Raw genomic sequence first — 16099 nt, forward strand, 5'->3', positions numbered from 1 at the left:
CAGCGGTGTTTCGCCGGTGAGGGCGAACCAGTCGTGCCATTTGATGGTGGTGCCGGTGAAGCTGGTGCCGGTGGAGGTGGCGACGTAGGCGTCGGCGAGAGGGCTGTGGGTGAAGGTGATGACGTCGTCGCGTCCGTCGCCGGTGAAGTCGGTGGGTGACCCACCAAAATACCGGGCGGCCGACCCGCCGCCACCCTGGTTCACGAGCGAGAGGTAGTAGTTCCAGTTCCAGTTCGGCCCCGGATCGGTGTGGTCGTTGCCCGGGACCTCGTTGTGCCCCTTGATGCCCGTACGGTTCTTCGGAATGCCGTACTTGTCGCACAGATAGCGGGTCAGCGCGGCCGAGGCACGGTACATCGCGTCGGTGAACCACGCCGGGTCCGCGACATAGCCCTCGTGCTCGATGCCGACGCCGTAGGCGTTGCCGGACCGGGCGTGGTACGCGGTGTCGCCCTCGCGGACCATCTGCGTGATCTCACCGTTGTTGGACTTCACCACGTAGTGGGCGCTGACCCCCGACGACGGATTCTGGAACCAGCTGATGGTGCCGGCGTATGAGCCCTGGGTGACGTGAAGGATCACCGTCGTGATCCGGCTGGACCGCCCGACGCCGTAGTTGGCGCCGTTCGCGGCGATCCACCGCGCCGGCGCGTACTCCGGTACGGCCGCGGCGAGCGCGCCGGGCGCCGCCCCGGCGGGGAGCACTGTGGCGTAACGGCCCCGCTCCGGCTCCGCCCGGTGCGCCCGGACCGGGACGGCGCCCGGGATGCCCTGCTGCACCAGGTCGTAGATCCCGTCCGCGTACAGGCGTGCTGTCGCGTCGTCCGCCGCGCCGCCGTACCTCGCCACCACCGGATACCAGGCGGTGACCCGGTCCCGGGCGGCTGCGGTCAACCCCTCGGCTTCGGCCAGGTCGCGCAGCACGGCCGCGCCTCCACGGATGTTCGCCGAGGTGACGGTCTTCAGCCTGCCGACCGGCTCACCGGTCAACGTCGCCGCCCGTTCCAGGGTGTGCTGGGTGGGGTTGCTCACCAGGTGCATCACCCCGTAGCCGTTGGCCTGGCTCGGCTTGCCGTCGTGGCCGTCCAGCCGGGACTCGCCGTAGCCGACAGCGACCAGGACGTCCCGGGGTACGTCGTACTCCTGCGCCGCCCGCACGAAGGCCGCGTCCAGGTCGCTACGGCCCGGCGGAGTCGCGGTCGCAGGCGTCGGCGTGACCGCCACCACGCCGACGAGCGCCGCGGCCAGCAGGGCGACGCCACCACGCCGCCGTCGTCGTGTTCCGGCCACCGGGGCCACCAGTCGTGACATCACAGGGTCACCTCACCGTTCAGGCCGAAGTAGTCGTGCCATTTGCTGCTGGGACCGAACGTGGTCCCGGTCGACAGGGCGACGTAGACGTCGTTGGTGGCGCCCTTGGTGAAGACGATGAGGTCGTCTCTGCCGTCGCCATTGGCGTCGCCGAGGTACGGGAACTCGCCGGATAGGCAGAAGAAGTCGTGCCATTTCACAGTGGTGCCGGTGAAGCCGGAGCCGGTCGACACGGCCGCGTACACGTCGGCGTCGGCGTTGCAGGTGAACGTGACGATGTCGTCGCGCCCGTCGCCGTTGATGTCCCCGACGCGGGGTAGCTCGGCGCCGTCGGCGAACAGGTCGTGCCACTTCTGCGGCGCCCCGAACGAGGCGCCGTTGGACAGCGCCACGATCACGTCGGAGGCCGATGCGGGGCCCTGGGTGAACGTGATGATGTCGTCGCGCCCGTCGCCGTTGACGTCGCCGAGCGCCGGGAACTCCCCCGCGATGGAGAAGTAGTCGTGCCACTTCACGGCCGTGCCGGCGAACGACGACCCGGTCGACAACGCCACGTAGACGTCAGCCGTCGCGTTGTGCGTGAACGCGACGATGTCGTCGCGGCCGTCGCCGTTGACGTCACCGACGGCGGCGATCTCCGCGCCAGGGGCGAACCAGTCGTGCCACCTGCCCGGCGACGTGAACGCCGACCCTGTCGACAAGGCCACGTAGACGTCACCGGTGTTGCTGTGCGCGAACGTGACGATGTCGTCCCGTCCGTCGCCGTTGAAATCACCAGTCGACGCGGTCTCCCCACCGATGGAGAAGAAGTCGTTCCACTTCACCGACGTTCCCGCGAAGCCGGTGCCGGTTGAGGTGCTCACGTAGACGTCGGCGGCGGCGTTCTGCGTGAAGGTGAGGACGTCGTCGCGGCCGTCGCCGTTGACGTCCGTCGGTGCGCCGCCGGTCATGCCGTGGGTCCGCGCCGCCTGGTTGAGCAACGTTCGCGCCGTCGCCGCCGCCTGGTCGTACCGATCGGGAAACCCCGACCGCTGTACGCACTGGGCGACCTGGCCGGCGGTGTAGCCGGGATTGTTGCGGTCGCAGGTGATCGCCCTGGTGACGTACTGCGTGGTGGCGTAGACCGGGTCCATGATCTGCTCCGGCGTCCCCCAGCCGTAGTCCCAGCGCTGCTGGAAGACACCCAGGCTGGACTTGTCGCCGCAGGGCAGGTTGTTCATGTGCGACTCGACCCACCCGGCCTCGAACGTCGAGAGCATGACCTTGTCGTTCACGTTGTACGACCGGGCCACCCGGTAGACGACGAGGGTGACGGCCGGGTCGTGGGTGGCGGGGACGGACGGACAGGCGAGCGTGTCGATCGGTACGGCAGCAGCGGGCGCAGCGACCGCGACCGTTGCCGTTGCGGTCAGGAGGGCGACAAGCATCGCCAGCGAACGTCGTCTCACAATGCTCCTCAGGGACGTCAGGTGTGCGACCGGAAGGTGGTTCGCCAGCTGACGCCCGCCCCCGTGGACGCCGCGTCGGCCGGCGCCGGTCCGGCCGTCCGAAAGCGGGGCCACCCGGCACGCGAGAGAGCGGGAAATCGATTGCTGACGAGTGTTGTAGTCACCGGCATCGATGTCAATACCTCCGGAGTTCGGCATCCGGAACGGCCTGGGCCCGACCAGAAATCGATTGCTTCCTCTGTATAGGATTCCGAGCGATCTCCCGAGGTGCGAGCACACCCGGGGTCGGCGACCCGATGGCAAACCGGTAGTCCGGGCTTGGGCGACAACGATGAGGGCGGGATGACGACCATCTACGATGTGGCCCGCAGGGCCGGCGTGTCGCCCGCGACCGTCTCCCGGGTGCTCAACGGACGCGACTCCGTCGACCCGGAGCTGGCCGCCCGCGTACGGCAGGCCGCACAGGATCTCGACTATCGCCCGAACGCTGTCGCCCGCAGCCTGCGCCGGAGCCGGACCAGCCTCTGGGCGGTCATCATCTCCGACATCGGAAACCCGTTCTTCACCTCCATGGTGCGTGGCGTCGAGGACGTCGCACAGGAGGCCGGATTCTCGGTCGTGCTGTGCAACGGTGACGAGGACCCGGACAAGGAGGCCCGGTACGTCGCGGCGGCCCTCGCCGAGCGGATGGCCGGGGTGATCATCTCCTCGTCCGGGCGGCCGGCCCTGATCAGCCGCCTGGTGCAGGCCGGTATCCCGGTCGTGGCCATCGACCGGCAACCGCGCGGCGTCGACGTGGACACAGTGCTCGTCGACAACATCCACGGCGCCGAGCAGGCGACGACCCACCTGGTGGGCAGCGGCTACCGACGGATCGCCTGCATCACCGGCCCGCGCCGGATCTCCACAGCCATGCAGCGGCTGCGGGGCTACCAGAAGGCGCTCAAGGCGAGCGGGCGTTCGACGAACGAGGACCTGATCCGGTACGCCGACTTCCGCGAGGACGGCGGGTACCGGGCGATGGCCTCGTTGCTGGAGACCGGCGAGCCGCCCGACGCGGTGTTCGCGGCCAACAACCTGATGACAGTGGGCGCTGTCGAATGTCTTGTCGACAACGGCATCGACGTACCGGACCGGTTCGGCATCGTCGGGTTCGACGACATTCCGTGGGCGCACCTGGTCCGGCCGTCACTGAGCACCGTCGCCCAACCCACCTATGACCTGGGTCGTACGGCTGCCTCGCTGCTCGTCGAGCGGATCGCCGACCCGGCGAAGGCACCCTCGACAGTCGTCCTGCGCACCGAACTGCGGGTACGGGAGAGTTCGGCCCCCGGGCAGCCGAACCGCCCCGACGACAGCCCTCGGCGCCGCGGTACGACCGGCCCGTAAGACGAGACCGGCCGCTCATATCCGCACGTCACCGCAGAGGTGGACCGCTACGCCCAGCTCGGCGAAGAAGGCAGCCTTGGCCCGCAGCGCACGGTCGGCGGTCAGCGCGTCGGGGGCGTAGACGACGTTGACATGGTTGGCCTTGTGCCGGGCCATCAACTGGTCGCGGCCGACGCCGTGCAGCACGGCGTGCATGATCGGCCACTGTGGATTCGTGGCGTCGAGCCGGCGCTGCGTCTCGGCCGCGGGCAACTCGACAACCGTGCCGCGACCGAGGTCCACGTGCAGCGCGCCGTCCATGACGAACACCCTCGACCAGACGATCTCACCCGGTTTCGACACCCCGCTGAGGGTGCCACCGCCGAGCGGGAAGTACATCGGCGGCTGACGCATGCTGTAGGACCGGTCGTAACCACCGTTGTGCGACGCGGGCACCGAACCGGAGATCTCGAAGACCCAGACGAAACTGTCGTCGTACTGCTCTCCCCAGCGGATGTCATGCAGCGTGGTGGCCGGGTCCAAGCCCATCGCGGTCCAGATCCGGTTGGTGACCAACGAATCCACCGCGACGCCCTCGTCGACCTCGTTGAAGTGCGGCAGCGGCACACCCGGGTACAGCTCCCGTGAGCCGTCGCGGCTGGTCACCGGAGGGCGCACCACGTTGTTCAGCAGTCCCTCGGCCAGGTCGCTTGCCGGAACGGTGTCCTTGAGTCCCTGCTGGTACTGGATTCCCACCGCGTCCAGGCCGAAGTCGTCGGCTATGCGCAGCGCGGCCACGTACATCCTGCACTGGCTGAGCAGTTGCGCGTGCGTCAGTTCGGTGGCCTCGTCGACGCCGGTGTGGAACGTCATCCCCGCCGCGTCGAGCCAGGCGAGCACTGCCTGCGCCTCGGGCTCGGGTACCCGCGCCATCTCCGCCACCAGTGCGCTCTGCGACAGGCGTTCCTTGAAGATGCCCAGCGGGTTGAGCAGCTCGTCGTCGATGATGGCGTTGTACATGCCCATACAGCCCTCGTCGAAGACACCGATGATGGCCCGCTCGGAGACGAGCTGCCGGGCCAGCGCCACGCCGAGTTCGACCTCGGCGTCCGGCGGCAGCGCCGGCAGCGGGCGTACGTGGCTCTCGTCGTGCACCACCTCGCCGGTCTCCAGCCACTTCTTCAAGCCGTCGCGCGCCCATTCGTCGGTGAAGTCCTCGCTCCACAGCGTCGAATACCGCACGCCCGCCTTGGTGAGGCTGCCCGCGAGGTTGAGCAGTCCCACCAGACCGGGATACTGGCCGCTCCAGTTCGCGACGAGCAGGATCGGCCCCCGGTGGGCGCGCAGCCCTGCCAGCACGTGGTGGCTGTACTGCCAGACCGCCTCGACCACGATCAGCGGGGCGTCGGGCGGGATCGTCCGGAACACCTCGATTCCTGCGCGTTGGCTGGCGATGAACCCGTGGCCGGTGACCGCGTCGACGTCGTGGCCGCGCCGGACGTGCCAGCCCAGCGCGGTGACGGCGGCGGAGAGGTCCTCTTCGAGCTGCCGCTGGGTGGGCCAGCAGGTGACGTTCGCGCTCAGCCGCAGGTCGCCGCTCGCCACTGTGTAGACGGTGCGCGGCGGGGCGGCCGGCGGCTGCACCGGCACGGGCAGGATGTAACGGGTCACGGGGCGGCTCCCTTGACTGTCGGGCGGTTGACGGGTCGGGCAGTCGTTGCTGCGAAGCGACCAGGCCGGCGGTGCGTACTCAGAGACCGCCGAGCTTGGCGTACGCCTCGGCGGCGTTGTCGCTGGTGATCCGCGTCGTGTCGAGCGTGGTGGCGCGCGGGACGTCCGTGGCGCAGTCGACAAGGATCTTCCGGGCGAGTTCGACGGCCTCACGGCCACCGGTGGCGTACTGGAAGGTCGCGGCGAGGCGGCCCTGTTCGACGGCCTTGATCCCGCCGGAGGGCACCGGCAACGCGTCGATGCCTGTGAACTTGATCTTTTGTTCGAGCCCGGCCGCCTTGGCGGCGAGGTAGGCGCCTTCCGCCATCGGATCGTTGTGCGCGTAGACGGCCGACACGTCCGGGTGGGCCTTGATCAGGGCGTCCGCCACCGACTGCCCCTTCTCGCGCAGCCAGTCCCCGGGCTGGGAGGCGACGATCTCGATCTTCGGGTTGCCGGCGATGCCCTCACGGAACCCCTTCGCGCGCTCTGCCGCCGGCGTCGAGCCGGGGAGCCCAGCTATCTCGATCACCTTGCCGCCGCCGGGGAGCAGCGTCTGGGCGTAGAACTCGCCGGCCGCCCTACCGATGGCGACGTTGTCCCCTCCGATGAAGGCGGTGTACGCCTCGCCCTCGACCTTGCGGTCCAGCACGATCACCGGGATGCCCTGGTCGTACGCCTTCTTGACCACGGCGGTCAGCGGCTTGGCCTCGTTTGGCGAGATGATCAGCAGGTTGATCCTCTGGGTGAGGAAGTTCTCCACGTCGGCGACCTGCTTGCTGTTGTCCTGCGCGGCGTCGGAGACCACGACGCGGAAGCCGGGAACCGCCTTCGCGGCCGTCTGCACGTCGTTGTTCATCACCTGCCGGTACGGCTCGGCGTTGTTGGCCTGCGACATGCCGATCAGGAAGTCCTTGCCGGTTCCGCAGGCGCGGGCCGAGCCGGCGTCGTCAGAGGGTTTCTCGACGGTGCATCCCGCGGTGGTCAGAAGCGCGCCGGTGACCAGCAACGCGAGCACGGTTCGTCTGTGCATGGCAGTGGCTCCTCGGTGTGGGTTCGGTCAGGCGATGCCGTGGCGCAGCTTCTGCAGCGCCGCCGCGAGCACGATCACCAGTCCCTTGATCAGCAGTTGGACGTTGGCGTCGATGTTGTTGAGCGCGAGGATGTTGTTGAGGATGCCGAGCAGCAGCGCGCCGGCGAGGGTGCCGCCCATCGAGCCGGAGCCGCCGGCCAGGCTCGTCCCGCCGATCACCACAGCGGCGATAGCGTCCAACTCGTATCCGGCGCCGTCGTTGGGGCTGCCCTGGTTGAGCTGTCCCGCGTGGATCACGCCGGCCACCGCCGCGAGGAGGCCGGCGACAGCGAACACGGCGACCTTGATCCGCGTGACGGGGACACCCGAGAGCCGGGCCGCCTTCTCGTTGCCGCCGATCGCGTAGACGTGCCGGGCGAACGCGGTCGTCCGCAGCACCACGATCGCGGCGATCCCGATCAGGACGAACAGGACCGCCGGCACCGGGAGCACGCCGTTGAGGGAGCCGTTGAGCAGTTCGAAGGCCGGCGGGGCTTCGTGTGCTCCGTCGCCGTAGGCGATCGGGATCCCCAGGCCACCCGACCAGATCCGGGCGATGCCCCGCGCGACCTGGAGGCCGGCGAGGGTGACGATGAACGACTGGATGCCGAGTCGGGCGACGGCGTACCCCTGCACGGCGCCGAAGAGCGCACCGATCACGAGCACCACGGCCACCGCCGGCACGATGCCGAACCCCGAGTCGACAAGGAGGGTGGCGGTGCCGACGGCCGACAGACCGAGGATGGCGCCGACCGACAGGTCGATGCCTCCCAGCAGGATGACGAACGTCATGCCGATCGCGATGATGCCGATCTCCGACACCGCGCGGACGATATTGCCGAGGTTCCCGGCGGTGAGGAAGAGGATTTCGCCGTCGCGTCGCGGTGAGGCGAGGATCGCGACGACGAAGACCACGAGCAACGCGAAGAGACTCTGCACCGCGAAGAGCCGGTCGACGAGTTCGCGGCGGCTGCGCGGCCGGCGCAGCCAGCGGGCGGCGGTGCCTCGCAACCCGACCGTGCCGGCGGCGGGCGGCACCTCGGTCACGGCGGGCTCCGGCGGCGGTACGCGGACGTCGGTCATCGTTCGTCCCTTCCGGCAGTCGCGCCGCCCATCGCCGCCGCGAGAATGTCCTCGCCGGTGCAGCCGTCGGTGGGGAGGTCGGCCACCACGCGACCGCCACGCAGCACCACCACGCGGTCGCAGACACCGAGCAGTTCGGGCAGCTCCGACGAGGCGAGCAGGATGCCCATGCCCTCGCCGGCGAGCCGGCGCAGCAGTCGGTAGATCTCGGCCTTCGCACCGATGTCGACGCCGCGGGTCGGCTCGTCCAGCAGCAGCAGCCGGGGCTCGGCGAGCAGTTGCCGGGCGAAGACGACCTTCTGCTGGTTGCCGCCGGAGAGCGCGCCGACGGGCGCGGCCGCCGACGACGTCTTGATGGCCAGTTCGGTGATCGTCCGCTGGACCACGGAGCGCTCCCGTTTGCGGCTGACGAATCCGGCGGTCGTCACGTTTGCCAGGGCGGTCAGCATGATGCTGCGACCGACCGGATGTTCGAGGACGAGTGCGGCGCGGCGACGGTCCTCGGGCACGAAGCCGACGCCCGCGCGCAGCGCCGCGCGCGGGTGCCTCGGCGCGTACCGGCTGCCGTTCAACCGGATCGCGCCGCTGCGCCGGCCACGCGGACCGGCACCGAAGAGGGTTTCCAGCAGTTCGGTGCGGCCGGCTCCCATCAGGCCCGCCAGGCCCACGATCTCGCCGGCCCGTACGGTGAGGCTGATGCCGTCCGGCTCGCAGCGGCCGGGCCGGGGCGCCCGGGGCCGCACGGCCAGGTCGGTGACGTCGAGCAGTGGTTCGCGCACGGTCCCGCGCGGGCTGTCCGCGTCTCTCGGCGCGGGCGCGAACAGCGAGGTGGCCCGTTCGCCCACCATCATCGCGATGATCCGCCGCCGGTCCATCCGCCCGGCGGGCACGACACCGGCGACCGAACCGTTGCGCAGCACCGTCGCACGGTCGGCGACGACCTCGATCTCCTCCATCCTGTGCGAGATGTAGACGACGCCGACTCCCCGTCGGCGCAGGCCGTCGATGGTGGCGAAGAGCCGCCGCACCTCACCGTCGGCGAGCGCGGCCGTCGGCTCGTCCATGACGAGCACGCGGGCGTCCAGCGCGAGCGCCTTGGCGATCTCGACGAGCTGCTGCTCCCCCACGCGCAACGACCCGACGGGCCGCCGCGGGTCGATGTCGGCCCCGAGCCGGTCCAGGTGCTCCCGCGCGGTACGGACGGCCGCCCGCCGGTCGACTGTGCGCAGCCGCGTCCGGGGTTCCCGTCCGAGCACCAGGTTGTCGGCCACCGACAGGGCGGGCACCAGGTCGAGTTCCTGGTGGATGGTCGCGATGCCGGCGGCCTGGGCGGCGGCGGGACCGGCGAACCGTACCGGCGTCCCGTCGACAGCGATCTCACCGTCGTAGTCGGTGATGACGCCGGAGAGAATGTTGATCAAGGTGGACTTGCCCGCGCCGTTCTCCCCCAGCAACGCGTGCACCTCGCCGGCGCGCACGTCGAAGGTGACGCCGTCCAGGGCCGTCACACCGCCGAACCTCTTCGCCACGCCGGTCATGGCGACCACCACCGGCCCGCTCGTGTCCGCCTCCGCGCGCGGCGGGTCGCCGGTGTCCACGGCTGTCACGGGACCGCGTTCATCGCGGCGTGCGCGGCGTCGGCGAACGCCACGTCCCGCCGGACACCGCTCGCGACCAGCCGCCAGGTGCCCCCCGGATACTGTCCCGGCCCCCAGGACAGGCCACCCGCACGCCACAACGGCTGCCAGGCGGCCATCGCGTGGCCGGCGTCGTACCAGGTGTTGTCGCCGCGCCAGGCCGACCCCCACCTGTGCACCGCTACCACCGAGAGCCCGGCACCGGTGGACATCGTCCACCGGGGCATTCCGGTGACGTCACCTGTCGGTCGTGCCTCCACCGCCGGATCCCCGACCGTCGGGGACGCGCCGTCGACGTTGAACGCCACCTCCCACACCGCCGCCGTCGGCCACCCGTTGACCGACCAGGTGATGTCGCTCTGCAACCCGGGGCCGGACCATCGGGGCGCCACAGTGAGCAGCCAGTCGGCGGTGACCGGCTCGTCGCCGAACGGAATGCCGACAAGGTTGATCCGGGAGCCGTCGGCCGACACGTCGACCCGGGCCGGTGCGCCGGCCCGGTCGGTCACGTCGAACCGACCCACAGCGAGGTACGGGCCCGTGCCCCGGTGCGACGAGTCCAGCGCGGGCCGGTAGTTGCCCGCTCCGGCCGGGTCCACCGCCAGTTCGGCGATCCGGGCGTTGGGCCAGGTCCGCACGTCGGCGCGGAGGAACCCGGTGGCCACCGTGTACCCGCGCGCCACCACCTGAGTCGGCCAGGTCAGCGGCGCCAGCCAGAGCCCGCCCTGCCCCCAGCCGGCGTGGCTGAGATACCAGGTCGAGCCGTCCACCACGACCTCGGCGGCGTGCGCGTCCAGGACCGCCACCTTCTCCGCGCCGTCGAACCGCAGCGGGTCGCGGCTGCGGTAGACGGCCGTCCGCCGGTACGCGGCGCCGTAGTCCGTGCCGTCACAGCAGACGAACAGATACCACCAGTCCCCCCGGCGCACCACGAACGGCGACTCCGTCTGCCCACCCGCCTGACCTGTGTACGGCGACGTGTAGGCGACCGCGCGGGCGCTCCAGGACCGCAGGTCGGTGCTGGTCCGGTACGCCACGACGTGGTTGCCGCCGGACGGGCTCGACGTGGCCGTGTAGTACATGACCCAGCGGTCACCGACCCTTGTCACCATCGGGTCGCGGCCCTCCCACCCGTCAGTGAACAGCGGGTTGGCCGAGCTGCGGGTCCAGGTGAACAGGTCGGTCGAGGTGGCCAGGTGCATGCGGTAGCGCGTGTAGTCCGGACTACCGGCCGCGTAGAACATGTAGTAGACGCCGTCGTGGTGCACGACGTGCGGGGCCCAGATCCACTGCTCCCCCGCGCCCGGGTCGGCGATCAGCGCCACCGGCCGCTTCGTCCACGGACCGGTCGGGCTCGGCGCCGTCGCGTGCCCGAAGACCTTCTCGTCCTGGGGCGCTCCGGATTCGGCGTGGGTGATGCCGAACAGGTGCCACACGCCGGTCTGCTGGTGCCGCACCAACGTGTGGTCGTTGTAGTACCAGGTCGTCGACTCGCCCACGCTCGGGTCGTAGACGCGTGTCGACGCGCCCCGGGTCGGGGTCTCGCCAACAGTCTCGTACGGCGTCGTGGTGACCGCCGCGAGCGAGCCGACACGGCGCAGCGTCACAGTGTCGATCCCCGCGAAGAAACCTGTCGATGGCGCGGACCTGCCGGTGACAGTGACAGTGAGGCGGTGCGTGCCGCTCGCCAGCGACGCCGAGCCCAGAGGCACCGCGCCGGTGCGCTGCACGGTGCCTGCGTACCCGTCGAAGAGCTGACCGACAGCCACTCCGTCGACGGCGAAACGCAGCGTGCCGTAGTCGCCGGCCCGGGTGAGCACCGCGCCGAGGTCGTACTGCCCGGCGGGCACCGACGGCAGGGTGAGCGTCACCGAGTCCCCGGCGCGGGCAGCCCGGAACCACAGCTGCCCTCCGCCGGACCAGCTCACCCCGCAACAGTCGGCCTGCGCCCCGACCGGCGCGGTGGCGTTGACGACAGCCAGCGACTCGGCCTCGAACCGCACCGGGTCGTCAGCCAGGGCCGAGGCCGCCGCCGGGACCGCCGTCAGGGCGGATGCCGCCGATACGGCAGCCAGGACGGGCACAGCCGGGGCGGCTGCCAGGACAGCTCCGAGCAGGAGCGCTGCGGTGACACGTCGGGCGCGCATCACGACACGCTCGGGCGGGGCAGGTCGACGCCGGGGGCGAACTGGTCGTGCCAGCGGTTGGCGGCCCCGAGCCCGCCGCCGGTGGAGAGCGAGACGTACACGTCGGCAGTGAGCCCGCGGGTGAACCGCACCACGTCGGCCCGGCCATCGCCGTTGAAGTCCCCGACCCCCGGCAGGTCGTCACCGAGGGCGAAGCTGTCGTGCCACTTCCAGGCGTCCTGCACGAAGCGGGTGCCGTCGGAGAGCGACACGAACACGTCGCCCGCCGTACCCCGCGTGAACGTCAGGATGTCGTCGCGACCGTCACCGTCGAAGCGACACGAACACGTCGCCCGCCGTACCCCGCGTGAACGTCAGGATGTCGTCGCGACCGTCACCGTCGACGTCGCCGACCGCCGGGAACTCGTCGCCGAGGGCGAAGTGGTCGTGCCACTTGACGCCGGGTCCGAAGCCGGAGCCGGTGGACAGCGCCACGTAGACGTCGGCGGCGGCGCCACGGGTGAAGGTGATGATGTCGGTACGCCCGTCGCCGTTGACGTCGCCGACCGCAGGGATCTCGGTGCCGACGGCAAAGAAGTCGTGCCACTTGACCCCGGCGGCGAATCCGGTGCCGGTGGAGAGCCCGACGTAGACGTCGGCGTTGTCGCCCCGGGTGAAGGTGATGATGTCCGCACGGCCGTCGCCGTTGACGTCGCCGGTGAGAGGGATCTCCGCGTCCACCGCGAAGAAGTCGTTCCAGGGTCGGCTGTCCGGCACGAAACGGGTGCCGTCGGAGAGCGAGGTGAGCACGTCGGCCGTGGCGCCGCGCGTGAAGTCGATCGCGTCGTCGCGTCGGTCGCCGTTGGCGTCGCTGGTGTTGCGGCTCCGGGTGGTGGCCGACACCTCGGCCGAGGGCGCGGCGACGTTGCCCGACCCGTCGACCGCCACGATCCGGTAGTAGCGGGTCTGGCCGGCCGGCAGCGGCCCGTGCCGGAACGCCGTGGCACGGGTCGTGCCGACCAGGTTGGCGGCGGTGATCGTCACGCCCGGGTTCCGGGACGCGTAGACCCGGTAGGAGACGATCCCTACGTCGTCGGCGGAGTGCGACCAGGTCAGGCCGAGGGCGTGCACGCGTCCGCCGGCCAGGGTGAGACCGGCGACCGTTGCCGGGGCGGTGGTGTCGGCGAACGACGGCACCATGCTGTCGGCCTGGTACCGGACGGCGGTCCACGCCGGCGCGCCTGCGGCCGGGGTGAGCTGGACGGTGACCGTCGACCGGCCCGCCGTCAGGGCCGCGGGCAGGACGAAGTCGTCGGCCAGCCAGCGTTGCCGGTCGTTGCCCAGGGGTTGGAGCCACACCCCGGCCGGTACGCCGTCCACCGACACGGCCGCCTGCTGGTAGCCGCCGGACTGGTCGCTGTGGCGGCGCAGCCGTACCCCCTGGTTTGTCGGGTCGACGGCCAGCCGGAAGCGGACGGGTGCGGTCGTGGCGCGGACCTGGGCGGTCTGCGGGACGTTGTCGTCGTCGCCTTCGAAGCTGGCGGTGAGCGCGGTCTGGGTCGCCGACGAGTCGGTGTACGCGTGGGCGGCGCGGCTGGCGGCGTCGCCGGTGACGACGGTGTCGGTCCGGCGTGTGGTCACGGTGCGCTGGGTGTAGAGGAACGCGGTCGAGGCGTACTCGGCCGGCATGTCGTTGGCCGGCCCGTGCTCGATGCCGAAGCGCAGCGCGGTGCCGTACGCCACCGCGTCGCCGATCATCAGCCGGTAGGCGGCGTCGCACTCGTCGGCGCATCCGCCGCCGCGGACCAGGTGCGCGGTGTTGCCGGTGAAGACGCCGCTGTACTCGCCGCGGTTGAAGTACCACCCCGACTCGTAGAAGTCCTCGGTGCCGGTGCCGTGGATCTGCGGCGTCGGCGAGCCGTCCACGTACACCCGCTCGTCGCCTTCGAGGTAGTTGCGGGTGTTCCCGCCGATGATGTGGCCGCGCATGGTCTGCGAGACACCCACGAACCGGCCCCGGCCGGACTGGTCGGCCACGATCCAGTCGTTGCCGCCGACCGTCTCCGCGCGCCGCGACTGGGTGGTGAAGTAGCCCGCGCTGCCGTCGGCGGCGAGCCGAGACGTCCACTCGGTGCCGGGCGCCGACGTCACCTCCACCTCGATTCCGCTCACGGTGGTGCCTGTCGTGTTGACGAGCGTCAGGGCGGCGGAGGAGCGGAAGGGCATGGGCCACCAGGCGCTGTACCAGCCGCCGGGTGCCGAATCCATGGCGAACATGAGCGACCGCACGGTGCGCTCGCCCAGCCCACCCCCGAAGAACTCCCCGACCGGGCTGTCCACGGTGGTCCGCCCGTCGAACGCCATCCGCAGCCGCAGGCCGGCGAGCGTCGGTGCGCCGGCTGCCGCATCGGGTACGCGCAGCCGCAGCGCGGTGATCGCCCGTGGACCGGTCAGGCCGGCCAACGACACCTGGCCCTGTGCCGGCGCGGTGACTGTGGCGCGACTTGTGGAGGCGCCGGCTTGCGCGGGCTTCGGGTCACGGGCGCCGGCGGCGCGCAGCAGGGTGACCACGTCGGAGGCCGGGTCAGCCGGATCGAAGCGGGTCACGCCCTCGGCGTCGGCGAAGGTGCGGTAGGTGACGTGGTGAAAGAGCGGGTTGTTCTGGGTGGTGATCCGCATGGAGTCGCGGTAGGGCATCGGCACCTTGATCGTGACGCCGCCGGAGGTCTGGTCGGCGTTGCTGACAAGTGGTGCGACGAAGGGACTGCCGAGTCGCCCGTCCACCAGGGCCTGAAGGTCGGCCTGGACGACCACCACGCCGTCGAGTTCGATGCGGATCCAGCCGGTGGCGCGGACGTCGCCTTCGTCGCGGGTGAACCAGATCGACTGCACCTCGCCGGGTCCGCGCGCCTCGGCGATCACGCATCCGCCGCTCTGGCGCAGGCATGACCAGGTGCCGACGAAGCCGTCGTCGTTGGAGCCGTCGCGGCCGAAGCTGGAGAACTGATGGGTACGGGTGCCCGCGGCCAGCTCGGGCAGGCGGTCGAGCCGCCGGTAGGTGTCCCATCCGGTCGGTCCCTTGTCGTCGGCGACGGCGAACGCGGAGGCGTCGACAACACTTGGCGCGGGAACGGCAAGCGTGGCGGCGGAGGCCGTCGCCGGCGGGATCGCGGTGAGCACGGCGACGGCGGCGCCCAGCCAGCGGGTGACACGGAGCCTCATCGGTGTCCCTTCCCGAGCGACCGAGAGCGGTGGGAAATCGATTGCTGGCGAGTTAACTGCTCGACTTCCACGGTTGTCAATACCTTGCGGGGGCTTTCCCTCCGGGGCAAGAAATCTTCATCGCCCGGCGATCATGAGCCGGCAGCGGCAGGGCTGGCCGAGCCCGGACTGAAGAAGTTTTTCGGCGGACAGGACCGCCTCGGCAGGTATTGACAGACGCCGAAGCCTGCGGTTTCACTTCTCCTCAGCGCCACCGTCTCGCCGCTCGGGACGCGACACGCCCCTCTCCGACGCGACTGCCAGGCCCGCCCATCGGCGACACCGGCCCACGACGCGCCGCACACCGCTGCGACCGCCCACCCCGATAGGAGTCGCCCCATGTCCAGACTCCCGACAAGCGCCGCCCGGCGCGTCCTCGTCGCACTGCTCACCCTGGCCGGGGTCAGCCTGACCGCCGTAGTGAGCACGCCCTCTCCCGCGCTCGCCGCACCGAACTTCAAGGCGCCGTTCCCCTGCGGACAGCGGTGGACCTACGACCACCACAGCGCCGAGGTACGGCAGGCGCTGGACTTCGTACGCGCCGACGGCGGCACCACCGGTGGCACGCCCCAGGTGGCATCGGCCGCCGGCGTCGCCCGCCGCTACTCGCAGCCCAGCGGAGCCGGCAACTACATCGTCATCGACCACGGTGGCGGCTGGACCACCTACTACTTCCACCTCAGCGCCTACTCGGTGCCCGACGGCGCCTACGTGCAGCAGGGCCAGCAGATCGGCATCACCGGTAGTACCGGCAACTCCTCCGGGCCGCATGTGCACTACGAGCAGCTCTACAACGGGGTCGGCCAGACGATCGTCATCAACGGGGTGTCCCTCGCGCCGTATCCCGGCCAGTACAACCAGAAGTACCTGGTCAGCGACAACTGCGGAACGTCGCCACCGGCCGCCGCGCGGTATTTTGGTGGGTCACCCACCGACTTCACCGGCGACGGCCGCGACGACGTCATCGCGTTCACCCACAGCCCCCTCGCCGACGCCTACGTCGCCACCTCCACCGGCACCAGCTTCACCGGCACCACCATCAAATGGCACGACTGGTTCGCCCTCACCGGCGAAACACCGCTG

11 protein-coding genes are annotated in these 16099 nt (G+C 70.7%); 2 read left to right on the forward strand and 9 right to left on the reverse strand.

Annotated features, from left to right (window positions below; all coding sequences use genetic code 11):
• The coding region (locus tag ADK66_RS23040) for an N-acetylmuramoyl-L-alanine amidase (protein ID WP_231640157.1) at window positions 1-1311 on the reverse strand (1311 nt) is incomplete at its 3' end.
• On the reverse strand, window positions 1311-2759 hold the full coding sequence (locus tag ADK66_RS23045) for a VCBS repeat-containing protein (RefSeq protein WP_053658722.1): 1449 nt from the start codon (window positions 2757-2759) through the stop codon (window positions 1311-1313). The genes ADK66_RS23045 and ADK66_RS23040, both read right to left, overlap by 1 nt.
• 342 nt (window positions 2760-3101) lie before the next feature.
• Between ADK66_RS23045 and ADK66_RS23050 the strand changes: the two genes are divergently transcribed.
• Window positions 3102-4148: a LacI family DNA-binding transcriptional regulator gene (locus ADK66_RS23050; RefSeq protein ID WP_053658712.1), complete on the forward strand. Its 1047-nt coding sequence runs from the start codon at window positions 3102-3104 to the stop codon at window positions 4146-4148.
• Between the two features lie 15 nt (window positions 4149-4163).
• Here the strand turns inward: ADK66_RS23050 and ADK66_RS23055 are convergent, their stop codons facing one another.
• The 7 genes from ADK66_RS23055 to ADK66_RS23085 all read right to left on the reverse strand — a co-directional run bounded on the left by ADK66_RS23055 (window position 4164) and on the right by ADK66_RS23085 (window position 14977).
• A complete protein-coding gene (locus ADK66_RS23055) occupies window positions 4164-5798 on the reverse strand; it encodes a fucose isomerase (RefSeq protein ID WP_053658714.1) in 1635 nt (544 codons plus the stop codon).
• A gap of 79 nt (window positions 5799-5877) precedes the next feature.
• Window positions 5878-6870 (reverse strand): substrate-binding domain-containing protein, encoded by a 993-nt coding sequence (locus ADK66_RS23060; protein ID WP_053658716.1) that lies wholly within the window; start codon window positions 6868-6870, stop codon window positions 5878-5880.
• A gap of 27 nt (window positions 6871-6897) precedes the next feature.
• Complete coding sequence (locus ADK66_RS23065) at window positions 6898-7992, reverse strand: ABC transporter permease (RefSeq protein WP_197281620.1); 1095 nt, start codon at window positions 7990-7992, stop codon at window positions 6898-6900.
• Complete coding sequence (locus ADK66_RS23070) at window positions 7989-9599, reverse strand: sugar ABC transporter ATP-binding protein (RefSeq protein ID WP_231640158.1); 1611 nt, start codon at window positions 9597-9599, stop codon at window positions 7989-7991. Before ADK66_RS23070 ends, ADK66_RS23065 begins: the two co-directional genes overlap by 4 nt.
• Window positions 9596-11776 carry a family 43 glycosylhydrolase gene (locus tag ADK66_RS23075; protein WP_053658718.1) on the reverse strand — a complete coding sequence of 727 codons (2181 nt, stop codon included), beginning with the start codon at window positions 11774-11776 and terminating at the stop codon, window positions 9596-9598. Before ADK66_RS23075 ends, ADK66_RS23070 begins: the two co-directional genes overlap by 4 nt.
• Window positions 11776-12033 (reverse strand): hypothetical protein, encoded by a 258-nt coding sequence (locus ADK66_RS23080; RefSeq protein ID WP_053658720.1) that lies wholly within the window; start codon window positions 12031-12033, stop codon window positions 11776-11778. The genes ADK66_RS23075 and ADK66_RS23080 overlap by 1 nt, the downstream gene beginning before the upstream one ends.
• Before the next feature lie 46 nt (window positions 12034-12079).
• Window positions 12080-14977, reverse strand: coding sequence for a DUF2961 domain-containing protein (locus ADK66_RS23085; RefSeq protein WP_157552850.1), 2898 nt, complete (start codon window positions 14975-14977; stop codon window positions 12080-12082).
• Between the two features lie 378 nt (window positions 14978-15355).
• Here ADK66_RS23085 and ADK66_RS23090 point away from each other — a divergent pair.
• On the forward strand, window positions 15356-16099 hold a 744-nt coding region (locus ADK66_RS23090), incomplete at its 3' end, for a M23 family metallopeptidase (RefSeq protein ID WP_231640159.1).

Source organism: Micromonospora sp. NRRL B-16802 (assembly GCF_001279555.1).
GTDB lineage: Bacteria > Actinomycetota > Actinomycetes > Mycobacteriales > Micromonosporaceae > Micromonospora > Micromonospora profundi.

Bases quoted from the DNA above. Each gene is read 5' to 3' on its own strand.
- ADK66_RS23075 (WP_053658718.1), bottom strand. From the start codon at position 11,776: ATGCGCGCCCGACGTGTCACCGCAGCGCTCCTGCTCGGAGCTGTCCTG.
- ADK66_RS23085 (WP_157552850.1), bottom strand. From the start codon at position 14,977: ATGAGGCTCCGTGTCACCCGCTGGCTGGGCGCCGCCGTCGCCGTGCTC.
- ADK66_RS23065 (WP_197281620.1), bottom strand. From the start codon at position 7,992: ATGACCGACGTCCGCGTACCGCCGCCGGAGCCCGCCGTGACCGAGGTG.
- ADK66_RS23060 (WP_053658716.1), bottom strand. From the start codon at position 6,870: ATGCACAGACGAACCGTGCTCGCGTTGCTGGTCACCGGCGCGCTTCTG.
- ADK66_RS23050 (WP_053658712.1), top strand. From the start codon at position 3,102: ATGACGACCATCTACGATGTGGCCCGCAGGGCCGGCGTGTCGCCCGCG.